The organism is Pseudobythopirellula maris, from assembly GCF_007859945.1.
Classification (GTDB): domain Bacteria; phylum Planctomycetota; class Planctomycetia; order Pirellulales; family Lacipirellulaceae; genus Pseudobythopirellula; species Pseudobythopirellula maris.
This window is the reverse complement of record NZ_SJPQ01000001.1, coordinates 1-16033: the sequence shown is the minus strand read 5'-3', so window position 1 is coordinate 16033 and position 16033 is coordinate 1. Positions and strand designations below refer to the sequence as shown.

The 16033-nt window shown below is 66.6% G+C and carries 14 protein-coding genes; 10 read left to right on the top strand and 4 right to left on the bottom strand.

Annotation, left to right across the window (positions count from 1 at the left end):
* Positions 1–280 precede the first annotated feature (280 nt).
* Entirely contained in the window at positions 281–1513 is a 1233-nt protein-coding gene (locus Mal64_RS00070) for a THUMP-like domain-containing protein (protein ID WP_146395456.1), read from the top strand.
* A 23-nt stretch (positions 1514–1536) separates the two neighbouring features.
* On the opposite strand, the gene Mal64_RS00065 is transcribed toward Mal64_RS00070, so the two are convergent.
* The 3 genes from Mal64_RS00065 to Mal64_RS00055 all read right to left on the bottom strand — a co-directional run bounded on the left by Mal64_RS00065 (position 1537) and on the right by Mal64_RS00055 (position 3465).
* Complete coding sequence (locus Mal64_RS00065; RefSeq protein ID WP_146395454.1) at positions 1537–2055, bottom strand: hypothetical protein; 519 nt, start codon at positions 2053–2055, stop codon at positions 1537–1539.
* Positions 2056–2293: 238 nt separating this feature from the next.
* On the bottom strand, positions 2294–3106 hold the full coding sequence (locus tag Mal64_RS00060) for a TatD family hydrolase (RefSeq protein WP_146395452.1): 813 nt from the start codon (positions 3104–3106) through the stop codon (positions 2294–2296).
* A 74-nt stretch (positions 3107–3180) separates the two neighbouring features.
* On the bottom strand, positions 3181–3465 hold the full coding sequence (locus tag Mal64_RS00055) for a hypothetical protein (RefSeq protein WP_231993539.1): 285 nt from the start codon (positions 3463–3465) through the stop codon (positions 3181–3183).
* 298 nt (positions 3466–3763) lie between these two features.
* Here Mal64_RS00055 and Mal64_RS00050 point away from each other — a divergent pair, with 298 nt between their 5' ends.
* Both Mal64_RS00050 and Mal64_RS00045 read left to right on the top strand, forming a co-directional pair.
* A complete protein-coding gene (locus tag Mal64_RS00050; RefSeq protein WP_197525278.1) occupies positions 3764–5413 on the top strand; it encodes a HEAT repeat domain-containing protein in 1650 nt (549 codons plus the stop codon).
* Positions 5410–5952, top strand: a complete 543-nt coding sequence (locus tag Mal64_RS00045) for a hypothetical protein (protein ID WP_146395448.1) — start codon at positions 5410–5412, stop codon at positions 5950–5952. The genes Mal64_RS00050 and Mal64_RS00045 overlap by 4 nt, the downstream gene beginning before the upstream one ends.
* On the opposite strand, the gene Mal64_RS00040 is transcribed toward Mal64_RS00045, so the two are convergent.
* Positions 5949–7286 carry a hypothetical protein gene (locus Mal64_RS00040; RefSeq protein WP_146395446.1) on the bottom strand — a complete coding sequence of 446 codons (1338 nt, stop codon included), beginning with the start codon at positions 7284–7286 and terminating at the stop codon, positions 5949–5951. The two genes, Mal64_RS00045 and Mal64_RS00040, sit on opposite strands and share 4 nt — an antisense overlap.
* Before the next feature lie 481 nt (positions 7287–7767).
* Here Mal64_RS00040 and polA point away from each other — a divergent pair, with 481 nt between their 5' ends.
* The 7 genes from polA (at position 7768) to Mal64_RS00005 (ending at position 16029) form a co-directional block, all read left to right on the top strand.
* Positions 7768–10608: a DNA polymerase I gene (polA, locus tag Mal64_RS00035; protein WP_146395444.1), complete on the top strand. Its 2841-nt coding sequence runs from the start codon at positions 7768–7770 to the stop codon at positions 10606–10608.
* Positions 10609–10747: 139 nt separating this feature from the next.
* Entirely contained in the window at positions 10748–11401 is a 654-nt protein-coding gene (gene coaE, locus Mal64_RS00030; protein WP_146395441.1) for a dephospho-CoA kinase, read from the top strand.
* A 409-nt stretch (positions 11402–11810) separates the two neighbouring features.
* Positions 11811–13295, top strand: coding sequence for a transcription termination factor Rho (gene rho / locus Mal64_RS00025; RefSeq protein ID WP_146395439.1), 1485 nt, complete (start codon positions 11811–11813; stop codon positions 13293–13295).
* Between the two features lie 118 nt (positions 13296–13413).
* Complete coding sequence (gene ribH / locus Mal64_RS00020; protein ID WP_231993538.1) at positions 13414–13887, top strand: 6,7-dimethyl-8-ribityllumazine synthase; 474 nt, start codon at positions 13414–13416, stop codon at positions 13885–13887.
* Positions 13888–14021: 134 nt separating this feature from the next.
* Entirely contained in the window at positions 14022–14438 is a 417-nt protein-coding gene (gene nusB, locus Mal64_RS00015) for a transcription antitermination factor NusB (protein WP_146395437.1), read from the top strand.
* Between the two features lie 58 nt (positions 14439–14496).
* The gene (gene ftsY, locus Mal64_RS00010; RefSeq protein WP_146395435.1) at positions 14497–15441 is read left to right on the top strand and encodes a signal recognition particle-docking protein FtsY; all 945 of its coding nucleotides are present in this window, start codon (positions 14497–14499) and stop codon (positions 15439–15441) included.
* 210 nt (positions 15442–15651) lie between these two features.
* Complete coding sequence (locus Mal64_RS00005) at positions 15652–16029, top strand: hypothetical protein (protein ID WP_146395433.1); 378 nt, start codon at positions 15652–15654, stop codon at positions 16027–16029.
* The last annotated feature ends 4 nt before the right edge of the window (positions 16030–16033 follow it).

Here is a 16033-nt window from a genome sequence, read left to right as displayed (position 1 = left end):
GGTTCCCGTTGCGCGTCGCCCCCGCAGCATTGCTTGGGGGCCACGTTCTCTTCACTCTCCAGAAGCACGCCTCATATCGATCGCCGGAGTCGTCTCTCGTGTCATCCCTCTTCTCGGTCGTTCACAGTTCTCAAAACTTCGCCGCGCTAGCGGCTTGTCGCGTCGGTGGCGTACGGCCTTGGTGCTGTGGTAACTTCGACGTTTGGACGGCCCGCGTTTGAAGAACGTTGCGGCGGACGTCGCAGCACGCTCATCACGCAGGGTCGAGCCCCTCGGCGCCATGCCAACGACCCCCCCAGCCGGAAACGACCCGATCGATCCTGCGGATTGCGCGTGGCTTTTGGGGGAGGAAGCCAACCGCCTGCTCGTCGATAACGCCGAGGCGCAGGCGACGCCCCAGACGGTCGCCCGGCTGCGGAAGTCTCTTCCGCCCCAGCGGGCGGCTTTGGTGCTGCTCACCGTCGAGCTGAGGCGCCGCGCGGCGAACAAGTTCTCGCGCTCCGATCACATGTTCTTCAGCCGCGTGGGTCTCGAGCAGGCGACCGATGAGTGGACCGCCCGCTACAAAGCCGAGCGATTCGCGGGGCGCCGCGATGCGCGTGACCTCTGCACCGGCGTGGGGGGCGACCTCATCGCATTGGGCGGCGTCGCACCGGCCAGCGGCGTCGACCGCGACGGCGTGCTCGCCCGGTTCGCCGAGCGTAACGCCGCGGCTTACGGCCTGGAGAACGTGGCCGTCCAGTCGTGCGAGGCGAGCGTCGCGGCGGTCGCCGATTGCGCTGCCTGGCACATCGACCCCGACCGCCGCCCGCAGGGACGGCGCACCACACAAGTCGCGGCCCATTCGCCCTCGCTCGAAACGCTCGAGGCGATGCACGCCGCCACGCCGCACGCCGCGATCAAGCTAGCCCCGGCGGCCGAGGCGCCCGAGACTTGGCGCCAGGAGCGCGAGCTCGAGTGGATCAGCCGCGGCGGCGAATGCCGCCAGCTGGTGGTTTGGTCGGGCGCCCTCGCCACGCAAGCGGGAAAACGCCGGGCCACGGCGATCAGGGCGGGCGCCAACATTCCTGAGAGCGAGAGCCGCATCGCCACCTTCGTAGGCCCGGCGGGCGCCGCGATCGAGCCGGCCACGAGCCTGGGACGCTACGTGCTCGAACCCGACCCCGCCGTGCTGGCCGCCGATCTCAGCGGCGCGCTCGCCGCGAAGCACGGGCTCGGGGGCGTCGAGCCGGGGGTCGCTTACTTCACCGCCGACAAAGCGCCCCGAGAGCCCTTGCTCGCGGCTTTCGAGGTGCTCGACGTGATGCCGATGGATCGCAAACGCCTGTCGGCGTGGCTCGACGAGCGATCGGTCGGCAGGCTCGAGATCAAAGTGCGGGGCCTCAGCGTCGACCCGGCGGCGCTGCGCAAACAGCTCAGGCCCCGCGGCGACGCCGAGGCCACGCTGCTGATCGCCCCTCGCAACGGCAAGCCGGCCGTCATCGCAGCGAGACGCGTGGCGAGCAACTCGTGAACCGAGTCAAAGAGCCCGGCGAGCTACCGCAACGCCAACCCACCGCGTGACCACCACGCTCGGCCGTCGTCCAATCCGCTGACTCCCAACGCCTGGCCGTGGTCAAGAAAGGAACGCAGAGCCCCCTCTCGACGGACCCGCCAGACAAAATAATCGGTCGTGCTGACGATCCCGTCGCGGTCGGTGTCGCCGAGCAAGAATGTCGCGCCGCGCGTCTCTTCGTGTCGCATCCGCAGCGCGGCGGCGTCGGCTGACAGATCGCCGAAAAATAGAATCGTTTCGATCGGCTCGGCGTGTTCGTCGAGCGGGCCGCCGGTCGGGTGGGCCTCGGACTCGCAGAACTGCCCGTCCGATTGCGAGTCCAGCGGCCGCTTGAGCATTCCCCTGGGCGGGCTCACCATGGGCCCGAGCGTTTCGGTCGAACGCTCAGAGGCCGGCGAGTGAGGATCGCTCACGTACGTGATGGCCTGAGCAGCCGTGTGGAACGTGAGAGGCAGCAGCACCGCAACAACGGCGCGGACCTTCAGCGCAGAGACCTGCATGGGATCGAACTCCTAGTTCAGCGTGTCCGCCGAGGGGATCGGGGACCAGGCGCAAAGGGGGGAGGGTGGTTTCGCCTGTCGTTTCACAGCATCCATCGCTGCGGCGGCTATCCGAACGTGATTTCAATCACAATTCGACAGCCATTCGGCCAGCTTACCGAGCCTTCACTAGGAGTCAAATTCCATTTCGCATTATTAGGCAAAAACCACCAGCTGAAGCGGTCAGCCGCTTTGCCCATCAACCGCGCGGTGAGAACTCGAAGCGTGCGCATTGACCAAAGAACTCGAGCGGGTTGTCGTACACCACGCGACGTATCAGCGACTCGTCGTGCCCCCGGCGGCGCATCTCAAAGATGAAGTCGGGCACGGCGGTTGGCTTCGACGGTCCCCAGTCTCCGGCCGAGTTGACCATCAGCCGTTCGGGGCCGTAGCGCTCCACGATGTCGGCCGCCCGCTCGGGGGTGCACTTCGTGGTGGGGTAGAGCGTCATGCCGGCCCAGTAGCCGCGTTCCAGCACTTCGCGAACCGTGTGCTCCTCCACGTGATCGACCAAAGTGCGCGAGGGTTTGATGCGGGCGTCGCTCGTGAGCATGTCGAGGATCATCCGCGTGCCGGGCAGCTTGTCGGCGAGGTGCGGCGTGTGGATCAGCACAAGCTCGTCGGTTCGCGCCGCTAGGTCGAGGTGCTCGAGAAAAACGGTCGCCTCGTTGCGGGTGTTCTTGTTCAGCCCGATCTCGCCAATCCCCAGCACGCCGGGGCGGTCGAGGTACTCGGGGATCAAGGCGATCACCTCGCGCGAAAGCTCAACATTCTCGGCCTCTTTGGCGTTGATGCAGAGCCAACTGTAATGCCGCAAACTGTACTGCGCTGCCCGCGACGGCTCGAAGGAAGTGAGCTGCTCGAAGTAGTCGCGGAAGCCCTCGGCCGATCCACGGTCGTAGCCTGCCCAGAAAGCGGGTTCGCTCACGGCGACGCAGCCCATCTTGGCGAGGGTCTCGTAGTCGTCGGTCGTGCGCGAAACGAAGTGGATGTGGGGGTCGATGTAGTCCATGGGCGGCTGGCGGCTCGTAGCCGCTGGTGATAGGCCATTCGCAGGGTGAGAGTTGAGGCCGCGAGAGAGGCGGGTTAGCGCGCTTTCTGCGAACGGCTTTCGATGCCAAAGCTCTCGCGCCAAGCCGGGTCGTACGGCAGGCTGAACAGCCTCTGCAGGTCCTCGGCGCGGTCGTCTCGATCTTCCGACAAGCGGGCGATCGCCTGGGCGACGAGCCCCATGCGTTCGTCGTCGGGCGGCGAGCCGCCGGCGCGGTCGAGACGGTCGAGCATCGCGGCGACCTCGATCAGCCGGGCCCGCAGGGGCAAAAAGTCTCGCTGCAGGATCTCTTCGGCGGTCATCACGTGAGGCAAGGTCATCGGTGGGGGGAAATGGATTCCAAAAGACTGGACGTTAGGGAAGGCTTGAGCGGCGGTGGCCGCAAACCTTGCCCACGCGGCAAGCTCTAGTGTCACGCCTGTCGGTCCGTCCCGCAACACGCCCCAGGCGGTGCGATCCCACCTGCGGGCAACCTCGGCCGTGGGCGTTCGGCTGATGGCAGGGCCGCCTGGAGGTCGAAGCACAAAGGGGCCGTACGGCGCCGGCCCGCCCGAACCCTCCGTTTCCAAACCTAGCAATCGTCGCGCCAAACGCCCCCACCACGACCAACAGCATCCCATGGCGGCTCCCCTAGCGGGAATCGAAACGACACTGCACTTGCTCAAACGCTGGCGACATTCGGCGGCGGGCGACGTGTTGCTGGCGGCCTCGTTTGCGTCCCACCCCCGGGTGCGGATCGGGGCGCTGCGCACCCTGGTGCGCCGCGAAGACCCGGCGGCCCACGCCAAGTTGATCGCCGACTCGGACGGACTCGATGAAGAGTCGCGACGCGAGCTCATCGAAGCGCCCGAAGGGGGCGCTCTGCGAAAGGCGGTCCAACGGGCGATCAGTTCGAGCGACGCCTCGCTGAGCCGGCAAGCCTGCCGGCTCGCCTCCGAGGGACGGATGCTCGACGCCTTGCCGGCCGTGGTTAAAGCCGCCCGGCAGTTCTCTGTTTCTGTGGCCGCGGGCCACGCCGAAGCGGCCTTGTTGCTCGCCAAAGAGCTGCACGGCGAGATCGCCCTGCGGCGCCGCGGCAAGCGTGGCCGACTGCAGAGCGACCCCGCTTTCTTGCGTCGCGCCGCTTTGGTCGAGCTCGGCGAGGCGCTCGACCAGTACGACCTGCACCGCCGCGACGAGCTGATCGAGGCGTTCTTACTGCTCACCGCGCACGACAGCCCCACCATGCTGAGGGTGATCCACAACCCGAGGCACGCGGGGCACGAGCCGCTGCTCAACGCCTTGCGTGATAGCCCCACGCACGCCGCCTGGGAGCTCGTGGCGCGTTCGCTCGAAGACCGCACCGCGCCCGCGGCGCTGCTCGAGGTGGCCGCTCAACGGACCGATCGGTCCTTCGTCGAGAGCCTGCTCACCGAGGTCGGCAGCCCGGTCGGCATTCGCACGCTCGACAACGCCAAGAAGATCGACCGCTTCGCGTGGCTCGCCGCCGAGCACCGCGAGGCGCTCTATACGATGCGGGGCGACGCCCAAGCCGCCGCCCTTCAGCTCGGGGCCGCCTCGCAGATGCCCCGCGAGGAGCTCGCCGGGGTGGCGTTCGACATGCTCAGCCACGGCGCCCCCGAGGGTCGACTCGCGGCCGTGCTCGCGCTCGACTCGGTCCCCCCGAGCGAGTGCGCCGAGCCGTTGCTCACGGCGGCCGCCGACAGCGACCCGCACGTGGCGAGCGCAGCCGCTCAGCGTCTGCGTAAGAAGAAGCATCCCCAGGCGATGCCGATCTTGCTGTCGATGCTCGAGAGCAGGTCGTCGACCGTTCGCAAAGCGGCCCAGCGGGCGCTGCCCGAGGTGAACTTCATCCGCTACCGCGATCAGTACGACGGGCTCAGCGAGGAGCATCGACGCGACATCGGCGAGCTCGTGGGCAAGGCCGACGCCCGCGCGGCGCAACGGCTGCGACAGGAATTCGCCGCCGGGGCGGTCTCGCGGCGCCTGCGTGCGTTGGAGATGACCGAGGCGATGGGCTATGTCGACCAGGTGCGCAGCGACCTGATGCGGCTGATGGAGGACAGCGACCTGGGGGTCCGCGCCGAAGCGGCCCGCGTGCTGGGCAGCGGCCGGCTCGACGCCGACACGCTCGTGGCGCTCGATGTCCGCCGCGACGACGTCAGCGCCGAAGTCCGCAAGACCGCCGCCGAGAGCGCCGACCGTCTGCGGGCGCTCGACGCGGCCCAAAGCATGATCGATGAGCTCCAACAGGAGTTCGATCCGTGATCATCGCTACCCTCCTGGAGCCCCTGCTTGCGATCGACAGCCGCGAACGCTGGACCAGCATGGGCGATCACTTCAGCGGCAAGAACGCCGAGCTGAACGCGGGCGATCTCATCGGCCTGGCCGTTATGGTCGCAGGTCTTGTTCTGCTGTTCGTGGTGCTAAACAAGATCTCGAAGCTCAAGATCGACCGGCCGAAGAAAAACCCGTTCACCGGGACCGACTCGCTGTTCCGGCGGCTCTGTGTGACCCACGGCCTGGCGCGGGCCGATGGCCGGCTGGTGCGTCGGCTCGCCACCGAGGCGGGGCTCAAGAGCCCGGCCGAGGCGTTCCTGAGGCCCGACTTGTTCGAGCGGGTCCTCGCGTCGAAGTCGGCCCAAGCCAAGCCGCTCAAAGCGCAGATCCAGCGGATCGCGGATACGTTGTTCACGGGACTCGGCGTGACCGGCCAAGAGGCTCCGCCGTCCCAGAGTGGCGCGCCGCCAGAGCATCGAGCCCCTGGGGCCGCCGAGCCTGGCGGCGACCCACAGCAAAGCGTTTAGCGTTGCGACACCGGAACACGGCGGCGGAACTTCGACGACGCGTTGTCGAGCGACACGGTGCGGTCCTGCGGGCGGTAGCCCATCTGCGTCAGGAACTCGTCGAGCGTGATGACCTCCACGCCCAGCGTGTCGGCGTCTTCGCTCATGGTGTTGTAGGCCCTGCGCAGTTCGCCGAGGTTCGGCCGGTCGGAGTTCTCGCCGAGCACCAAGTAGCGGGTCGTCACGTCCATCTCGCCTTCGACCACGCCGTCGATGTCGGCGTAGGCGTCGATCGTCGCGCCGTTGAGGGCCACCAGGTCCTTGAGCCGGTCGAGGTCGCTCTTGCCGTCGCCGTCCAGGTCGATCAGGCCGGTGAAGGCGAACCGCAGCTCCTTGCCGCGTTGCCACACCTGGCTGTAGATCTGGTCGCCCGGCAGGATCGGGTTACGTGGGTCGTCGTTCGTGATGCGGGCCTCGGCGAGGTGGTCGCCGAGCAGGCGGGTGATCTCGATCGAGCCCTTCTTCTCACTCTTGCCCGCGTCGATCAGGTCCGATTCGAACACGCTGAAGCTGATCTGCGGCCGCAGAGAATCGGCGCGGCCGAGATTGACCCACAAGGTTTGGTTGCCCTGGTTCACGTAGCTCACGAGTCCATCGGACGATTCGAAGCTGGGCGACTCGAGCTTGCGCGCCTCGAGCAGGCTACGCTTCGAACGCTCGCTCTTCTCGAGCTGGCTCTCGGCGGCGTTCTGTTTGCTGCGGGCGTCGGCGATTTGAGATTTGAAATCGTCCTGCTGACGCTGACGCGAACGCGCCAACTCCTGGCGGCCTGATTCGAGCTCGGCGCGAGCCTGGTTGAAGTTGCGGCGCTCCGTTTCCAGGTCGGTCTGCACGCGTTCGAGCGTTTGCTTGAACGCCGCGATCTGGTTCTCCTTCTCGGTCTCGGTCGCGAGGAGCCGCTCTTTGAGTTCCTTCTCGCGGGCCTTCGACTCGGCCTCTTGGCGAGCGATCTTCTCGTTCTCGACGTAGATGTAGTCGAGCACGCTGCGGTAGTCGCGGCTGTTCTCGTCGAAGTTGGCCATGTACTTGGCCTGGTCCGCCTCGAACTGCTGCTGCACCACGTCGTGGTCGGTGAAGGCGTCGAAGCCGATCATGCCCAGGTACTGTTCGCTCTTGGTCCCCTCGCTGCGAGCGGCGCCCTCGGCGGTGCGCAGTTTGACCTCCAAGTCGGCGATCGTGCTCGCGCGGTCCGACGACGACTTCCAAAAGAGGTAAGACATCACCGCGAACACCAGCACGAAGAGGATCAAAATCGCGATGGTAATCTGAAAACTTTGTTCCGACCGAGCTGCCATGCCTGTTCCTGTGTGCTGTCGGTTGAGTCGCTAGTAGCGTGGTGGATGACCGGGCGTGACACACGGGCAGCAAATTCTGCCCAGTCAGCCCGAGGCGCCTGTTTTCACTTGTGTCCGTACTAATTGCAAGCGAATCGAGCCGCGGCATGGGGAGTCGTGGGGACGACCAGCCGGGCCTGGCTTGCAGCAGGGGGTGGGACGCAGTGGGAGGAGGGCCTAGGGGGATCTCTGTTCGTCGCTCGTGAGTGCTCCCACTCGGAGAGGCACAGCACGAGGTGTAAGTCGAGAATAGTTAGGGGATTAACGCGTGTCAACGAACGTGATAGAACGCTCCGAGGGCGGTGTTTTGACCACTGCCCCACCAGTCGCTTTACGGAGCATTTACGCAGAGAGTTCTCTCATACCGCAGGAGTGGGGGGCCTCTCCGGCCGAGTAAGCCACACGATCCGCACCGCCCGATCACCACCTAGCGTTCTACCGCATGGCCGACGACGCCCCGATTGCCGCTCCGAAGGCCGCCGACTTGCTAACTTCGGAGCAAAAATCCGCCCCGGAGCCGGCCGCCGGGCGGGGGCTCACGGGCGACTCCACGGTTTACGTCGTCGACTGCCACTCGCTCATCTTCCAGGTGTTCCACGCCATCCCCGAGATGACGAGCCCCGGCGGCGAGCCGGTGAACGCCGTGTACGGCTTCACCCGCGACCTGGTCTACCTGCTGCAAGAGAAGCGGCCCTCCGCGCTGGTCTGCGCGTTCGACACCCCCGGGCCGACCTTCCGCAAGACGCTCTACGACGGCTACAAGGCGGACCGTGGCGCGATGCCCGAGGAGCTCCGCTCGCAGCTGCCCAAGATCGAGGCGGTGGTCGACGCGATGGGGCTGCCGCGATTGGGCGAGGCCGACTACGAGGCCGACGACCTATTGGCCACCCTCGCACGGCAGTGCGACGAGGCCGGCGCGCGGTGCTTCTTGGTCACGGGCGACAAGGACTGCCGGCAACTGATCACCAAGAACGTCTCGATCTACAACATCCGTAAAGACCTGGTCTACACGGCCGGCGAGCTGATGGGCGACTGGGGCATCGAGCCCGAGCAGGTGGTCGACTTCCAAGCGTTGGTGGGCGACAAGGTCGACTGCGTGCCGGGCGTGCCCCTCATCGGGCCGAAAATCGCCGCCGAGCTGATCAACGAGTTCGGCGACCTCGAGAACCTGCTCGCCAACGCCGACAAAGTGAAGGGCGCCAAACGCAAGCAGAACCTTGTGGAGTTCGCCGACCAGGCTCGCCTGTCCAAGAAACTCGTGCGGCTCGAGCCGCAGGTGCCGCTCGAGGGGTTCGACTGGGCGCTGTGCCGTGTCGACGCGCAAGACGGCGAGCGGATGGGCGAGCTGTTCAGCGGCTACGGCTTCCGCGGATTGGCCGAGAAGGCGGCCGAGTTGACGGGCGGCGCGGCCGCCGAACCCGAGGCCGATTGGGACGTCAATTACCGGCTGGTTAACACCTCCGAGGCGCTCGCCGAGCTGGTCGTCACGCTCTCGGAGCAAGAGCGGATCGCGCTCGACACCGAGACCACCTCCCTCAACGCCCGCACGGCCGAAATCGTCGGTCTGTCGTTCGCCTGGGCGCCGGGCGAGGCGGCGTACGTGGCGATCCGTGGCCCGGCGACCGACCGCGTGCTCGACCCCGCCGCCACGCTCGATGCGCTCCGCCCCGTGCTGGAGAACCCGGCGATCGAGAAGATCGGCCAGAACCTCAAGTACGACCTCACCGTGCTCCGTGCGGCGGGGGTGCGGGTCGAGGGAGTGGCGTTCGACACGATGATCGCCAGCTACTTGCTCGACGCCGGCGAGCGCACCCACAACCTTGATCACCTGGCCCAGCGTTACCTCGGCCACACGAACACCAAGATCGAGGAGCTGATCGGCAAGGGCAAGAACCAGAAACGGATGGACACGGTCTCGGTGGCGGCGGTGTCCGACTACGCCGCCGAAGACGCCGACGTGCCGCTCAGGCTCGCGCCGATCCTGCAAGACCGCCTCGACGAGCGCGGGCTCAGCACGCTGTGCGACGACGTCGAGACGCCGCTCGTCGGCGTTCTTTCCGAGATGGAGTACCACGGCGTGCGGGTCGACGCCGAGCGATTGGGCGAGTTGAGCGAGCGGTTCGCCGAGCGGATGCAAACACTGGCCGAGGAGATCGAGGAGCTCGCCGGCCACCCGTTCAATCTCGCCTCGCCTAAGCAGTTGGCCGAGGTGCTGTTCCAGGAGCTGCGGCTGCCGGTCGTTAAGAAGACCAAGACCGGCCCGAGCACCGACGCCAGCGTGCTGGAGCAATTGGCCGATCTTCACCCGCTGCCGCGGCTGATCGTCGAGCACCGCCAATACGCCAAGCTCAAAGGGACGTACGTCGACGCCCTGCCGCTGCTGATCGCCCCCGAAACCGGACGTCTGCACTGCTCGTTCAACCAAGTGGTGGCCGCCACCGGGCGGCTCAGCTCGAGCGACCCCAACCTGCAGAACATCCCGATCCGCACCGAGGAGGGCCGGCTGATCCGGTCGGCCTTCGTCGCCGGCCCCTCGAAGGAAAAGAGCGAGGGCTGGAAGCTGCTGGCGGCCGACTACTCGCAGATCGAGCTGCGGGTGCTGGCGCACTACTCCGAGGACGAAACGCTCTGCCGAGCGTTCGCCGAGCAGCAGGACATCCACACGCTCGTGGCCAGCCAAGTGAACGGCGTGCCGATCGACTCGGTCACGTCCGAACAGCGACGCGGTGCCAAGGCGGTGAACTTCGGCATCATCTACGGGCAGAGCGCGTTCGGCTTGGCCAAGTCGCTCGGCATCCCGAAGGACGAGGCGGCCCGCTTTATCGACGAGTACTTCGCCCGCTACCCCGGCGTTGGCGAGTTCATGAACGAGACGCTCGAGCGGTGCCACCGCGAGGGCCGCGTCGAGACGCTCCTCGGGCGGCAGCGCAAGGTCGAAGGCGTCCGCCGCCCCGCGGTCGACAAAGACGCCCTGTTCGACGCCCGTCCGGCGCCGCTGCAAATGACGCTGCCCGAGCGCACGGCGGTGAACACCGTGATCCAGGGCACGGCGGCCGACCTCATCAAGCTCGCCATGCTCGCGATCGACCGCCGCATGAAAGCCGAGGGCTTCGCCGCCAAGATGATCCTCCAGATCCACGACGAACTGGTGTTCGATTGCCCGGAAGAAGAACTCGAGCGGCTTACGAACCTTGTGCGCGAAGAGATGCAGAGCGTGCTGCCGCTGCGCGTGCCGCTGGCCGTCGACATCGCCACGGGCGATAATTGGGCGGAGTGCAAATAGCCGCTCTCCTGTGGGAGGCGTCTCCGACGCCGCCGGCGGCGCGCCAGCCGAGTTGCGATAGCAACACGTGATCGGCGTCGGAGACGCCTCCCGCGTTACGAACCGCCTGCCAACCCAACCACACTTACAGCGTTTCCCCATGCTCACCATCGGACTGACCGGCGGCGTCGCCAGCGGCAAGTCGACCGCCGCCCGGCTGATCGCCGAGCAGGCGGCGGGGCAGGGGGCCTCTTCGGGCGAGGCCGCGCGGCTTGTGCTCAACGCCGACGAGATCGCCCACCGCGTGCTCGACGAACCGGAGGTCGTTGCCGCGCTCATCGAGCGCTGGGGCGACGGCGTCCGCCGCCGCGACGGCACGCTCGACCGCCGAGCGATCGGCGATCGGGTGTTCGGCGACCGCCCCACGGCCGAGGCCGACCGCCGGGCCCTCGAGGCACTGATCCACCCGCGAGTGCGCAAGCGGCTGATGGAGCTCCGTGAGGGCTTGGCCTCCCAAGGGGCCCCGGCCGTGGTGCTCGACATACCGTTGCTGCTCGAGAAAGGCTGGGACGACGACTGCGACTTGGTCGTTTTCATCGAAGTCCCCCAAGACGAACGCCGCCGTCGCGCCGCCGAGCGGGGCTGGGGCCCCGACGAGCTCGACCGCCGCGAGTCGGCCCAGTTGAGCCTCGAAGAAAAACGCTCTCGCAGCGACGCGGTGATCGCCGGGGGCGATTCGATCGAGGCGCTCTCGGCGGCGGTGCGCCATTGGTGGAATTCCGAAGCCGAGCCGCGCACACGCCACGCCAAGTAGGACAAGTCAGCTAGGAGCAAACACGCCTTCAGGTGCGGAAGGCCCGTTAGCGGCAGTCCGAAAACCATGCGCCCGGGCTACGAACACCTGAATGCGCTGGCCCGCCGGGGTCCGGTTTTGCGAACGATTTCGTCTGCTGTGGCGATCAAAAAAGCAGATTCGCAACTTTCGGTATCCCCATTCTTGCTGTTTCTGTCATACTCGTAATTACTCATCAGCCAACGGCGGCGGAACCGCTGGCGCAACTAGCGTGCGACGTTGCACGACGCTCGACGTCGTACAACACGATTGGGCCTCGGCCCGCCCCCTCCCACCTCCCAAGCTCTTTCGTACTCCCCCCTCCCACCTAGGGCGTTCCGCCCGCTGTCCGTCTTAAGGAATCCCTTCCTTAGGAGCGACGAACATTCTCATGGCCGACACGAGCAACCGTGGCGCGCGGCACGATCAGCCGCGCGGTCCCCACTCCCATCACCGCCGGCGTCCGCCGGCCGACAGCCAGTACATCGACCAGGAATTGCTCCTGCGGCTCGACCGCGAGGAGCCTCTTTCCGTGGCCGAGGAACTGGACAAGGCGGCCGAGCGTGTGCGCCGGTCCGGCCACGCCATCGCCAAGGCGAAGGAGCCGGACAGCAACATCCACATCGCCGCCCTCCAGCAGCTCACCACCGCTGAGCTGATGGACGTGGCCAAGGACGAGGGGGTCGAAGGGATCAGCGGCCTGAAGAAGCAGGAGCTGATCTTCAAGATCCTCAAGGTCCGCGTGAAGCTCAACGGCATGATGTGGGGGAGCGGCACCCTCGAGATCCTGCCCGACGGCTTCGGCTTCCTGCGCAGCCCCGACTACCACTACCTCTCCTGCCCGGACGACATTTACGTCTCGCCGAGCCAGATCCGCCGGTTCAACCTGCGCAACGGCAACACGGTCGAGGGCACCATCCGTCCGCCCAAGGAGAACGAGCGTTACTTCGCCCTGCTGCGGGTGGAGAGCATCAACGGCGACGACCCCAACCTGCTCACCCGCAAGGTGTCGTTCGACGACCTCACGCCGGTCCACCCGGACGACCGCATCCGTATGGAGACGAACCCCGAAGAGGTCGCCATGCGGGTGGTCGACATGATCGTGCCGATCGGCTTTGGCCAGCGCGGCCTGATCGTCAGCCCGCCGCGTGCCGGCAAGACGGTGCTGATGCAGAAGATGGCCCGCAGCGTGCTCGCCAACTACCCGGACGCCTACGTCATCATGCTACTGATCGACGAGCGACCGGAAGAAGTGACCGACATGGAGCGCGAGGTCCGCGGCCCCAACTGCGAGGTGATCTCCAGCACGTTTGACGAGTCTTCTGCCCGCCACGTGCAGGTTTCGGAGATGGTCATCGAGAAGGCCAAGCGGATGGTCGAGTACGGCCGCGACGTGGTGATCTTCCTCGACTCGATCACGCGACTGGCTCGCGCCTGGAACTCCGAGTGCCCCTCGAGCGGCAAGATCCTCTCGGGCGGCATCGACGCGAACGCCATGCAGCGTCCGAAGCGGTTCTTCGGCTCCGCGCGTAAGGTCGAAGAGGGTGGCTCGCTGACGATCATCGCCACCGCCCTGGTCGACACCGGCAGCCGCATGGACGAGGTGATTTTCGAAGAGTTCAAGGGGACCGGCAACCAGGAGATCGTGCTCGACCGCAAGCTGGTCGACAAGCGCATCTACCCGGCCATCGACATCGCCCGCAGCGGCACCCGCCGCGAGGAGATGCTCATGGACCCCGACGAGCACCGCCGCGTGTGCGTGCTGCGTCGCGTGCTCGGCGAGATGAACCCGCCCGAGGCGATGGACCTGATGGTCACCCGGCTTGGCAAGACCAAGACCAACGCCGAGTTCCTGATGAGCCTCAAAGACGGCTGAGAGCGGCGGATTGCGTATCCCGCCCATTGCGGGGAAGATTGGGGGTTTGGCCGCGCCCGAGCGTGCTCCCGTTTGCCCGACTCCCACGCAGCCGCACTCCCAACTCTGCAATCCGCCTGTGCCGAACCTGATTGAACCGGGCGAGGGCGCCGCCAGCGCCCGCTACGCCATCGTCGTCTCCGAGTGGAACAAGGGCGTCACCGCCAAACTGCTCGACGGCGCCATCGAAACCTTGACCGCGGCCGGTGTGGCCGATGAGTCGATCGACGTCGTTTGGGTCCCCGGCGCTTGGGAGATCCCGGTCGTCGCCCAGAAGCTGGCCGACACCTGCCGCTACGGGGCCATCCTCACGCTCGGCGCCGTGATCAAGGGCGAAACGGCCCACGACCACTGGATCAACCACGGCGTCACCGATTCGCTCATGCGGATCGCCACCGAGCACTGCCTGCCGGTGATGTTCGGCGTGCTGATGTGCGACTCGCTCGAGCAGGCCCTCAACCGGGCCGGCGGCTCGGTCGGCAACAAGGGGTCGGAGTGCGCCGAGGCGGCGCTCAAGATGGTCGCCACGCTCAAGGCCTTGCCCACGAAGTAGCCGCTACCGACGGTTGCGGCTCCCCTGCGGCCGCTCGCGTTTGGCGTCGTGATGGGTCATCATGGCCCGTTGGTCGTTCGGCTTTCCTGATTCCCCGTGTTCCCGATTCCCCGCCCCCAGCTCTCCACCCGCCCGTGTCGCAAAGAACCCGCGCCCGCGAAGTCGCCCTGCAGATCCTCTTCGAGGACGAGGTCAACTCGCGACAGACCGCCGAGGAGTTGACCCGGTTCCTGCACGGCCGGCTCAACAACGCGGCGATGGAAGACTTCTCGCTGGGGCTGATCCTCGGCGTGCGTCGCAACCAAGAGGCGATCGATCAGCGCATCGAGGAGATCGCCGCCAACTGGAGCCTCCGCCGCATGGCCGGCACCGACCGCAACGTGCTCCGCCTTGCGGCCTACGAGATCTTGTTCACCGAAACCCCCTATCGGGTGGCGATCAACGAGGCGGTCGAGCTCGCCAAGCGGTTCGGGTCGGCCCAATCGTCGTCGTTCGTCAACGGGATTCTTGATAAGCTGCCGGACGACAAGGCGGCGACCAGCGACGCCTGACCCGCGGCGTCGGTTTCCGGCATTCCGCTCCCCGCAATCCAACTTCCGAATTCGAAACATGGGATTCTTCGACCGTCTCAAGCAGGGCCTCAAGAAGACCGGCTCGCTGCTGAAGACCGACGTCCGCGACCTCTTCAAGAGCGAGGGGCGGCTGATCGACGAGGCGTTTCTTGAGGAGATCCGCGCGATCCTCTTCAAGACCGACATGGGCTACGACGCCGTCGAGGCGCTCGTCGGCGAGATCGCCGTGAAGATGCGCGGCCGCGTGGTGCACATCGAAGAGCTGGTCGACGTGCTGAAGGTCAAGCTCAAGGAGCTGATGGCCCAGCCCGAATCGCCCATCGAGTTCGCCCCCAGCGGGCCGACTGCGGTGATGGTGTGCGGCGTGAACGGCGCCGGCAAAACGACCTCGATCGCCAAGCTGGCCAACCTCTTCAAGTCGCAGGGCAAGAGCGTGCTGCTGGGCGCCGGCGACACGTTCCGCGCCGCGGCCGTCGAGCAACTCACCATCTGGTCCGATCGCCTCGGCGCGCCGATCGTCACCGGCAGCCCCAAGGCCCACCCCGCCAGCGTGGCCTACCGGGCTGTCGAGCAGGCGCTCGACCAAGAAATCGACGTCTGCGTGGTCGACACCGCCGGCCGGTTGCAAACGCAGACCGACCTGATGGCAGAGCTCACCAAGATCCGCGCCTCGATGGCCAAGCAGATCGAAGGCGCCCCGCACGAGGTGCTGCTGGTGCTCGACGCCACGACCGGCCAAAACGGCGTGTCGCAGGCGAGCAAGTTCGCCGAGGCGGCCGGCTGCACCGGCATCGTGCTGGCCAAGCTCGACGGCACCGCTAAGGGGGGCGTGGTGGTGGCTATCCGCCAGCAGTTCGGCCTCCCGGTCAAATACGTCGGGCTGGGCGAGGGGATCGACGATCTCGAGCCTTTCGTGCCCGACGCCTTCGTCGACGCTCTGTTCGCCGACGTTCTCAGCGACCCGGTGACGGCGACCAACTGAAGCCCTACTTCGGTTCGGCGCAAGCCCCGGCCGCTCGGCGTCCACGAGCAACCGACAAAACCGCCAAGGTTTATCGCGCGGAGCCCAAAGGGACGTTTCTCGTCGTCAATTCGATGCGTCGATCATCCTGCGGGGGTCGATATCAGGAAGGCTGCGGTTGTGATCCCGTCGCTACGCCCTCCTGTACCCCGCTTTGGAGCTCGGACGCCCATGAAGACCCTTTCGACAGCGTGTCTCGCGGGGCTTGCCTTTGCCAGCCTCGCCAACGCCCAACAACTCGTGCAACCGCAAGCGAGTGACGCTTCGTTTGCTTACGCCCCCGTGTCGCAAGTCTGCTGCGACGAGCCCTCCTGTTGCGCCGATCCGTCGTGCGGATGCGACGACGGTTGCTGCGGCGACGGCTGCTGCGACCCGTGCGGTTGCGGTTCGAGCTGCTCGCTGCTGGGCGAGTGCTGCCTCGGCGAGCCGTTCCGTCTGCGTGACGAGCTGCTCAGCAGCTGCTCGCCTTGGGACTTCGGCATGTGGACCCAGATCGGTTACCACAGCGACCGCGCCCGGGCCTCGTTCGCCGACAACGACGCGTTGTAAGCCG

Excerpts from the sequence above, each read along its gene's own strand:
- polA (WP_146395444.1), top strand. The coding sequence starts at position 7,768 with ATGGCCGACGACGCCCCGATTGCCGCTCCGAAGGCCGCCGACTTGCTA.
- Mal64_RS00065 (WP_146395454.1), bottom strand. The coding sequence starts at position 2,055 with ATGCAGGTCTCTGCGCTGAAGGTCCGCGCCGTTGTTGCGGTGCTGCTG.
- Mal64_RS00060 (WP_146395452.1), bottom strand. The coding sequence starts at position 3,106 with ATGGACTACATCGACCCCCACATCCACTTCGTTTCGCGCACGACCGAC.
- Mal64_RS00040 (WP_146395446.1), bottom strand. The coding sequence starts at position 7,286 with ATGGCAGCTCGGTCGGAACAAAGTTTTCAGATTACCATCGCGATTTTG.
- rho (WP_146395439.1), top strand. The coding sequence starts at position 11,811 with ATGGCCGACACGAGCAACCGTGGCGCGCGGCACGATCAGCCGCGCGGT.
- coaE (WP_146395441.1), top strand. The coding sequence starts at position 10,748 with ATGCTCACCATCGGACTGACCGGCGGCGTCGCCAGCGGCAAGTCGACC.
- Mal64_RS00050 (WP_197525278.1), top strand. The coding sequence starts at position 3,764 with ATGGCGGCTCCCCTAGCGGGAATCGAAACGACACTGCACTTGCTCAAA.
- Mal64_RS00055 (WP_231993539.1), bottom strand. The coding sequence starts at position 3,465 with ATGACCTTGCCTCACGTGATGACCGCCGAAGAGATCCTGCAGCGAGAC.
- Mal64_RS00070 (WP_146395456.1), top strand. The coding sequence starts at position 281 with ATGCCAACGACCCCCCCAGCCGGAAACGACCCGATCGATCCTGCGGAT.
- ftsY (WP_146395435.1), top strand. The coding sequence starts at position 14,497 with ATGGGATTCTTCGACCGTCTCAAGCAGGGCCTCAAGAAGACCGGCTCG.
- Mal64_RS00005 (WP_146395433.1), top strand. The coding sequence starts at position 15,652 with ATGAAGACCCTTTCGACAGCGTGTCTCGCGGGGCTTGCCTTTGCCAGC.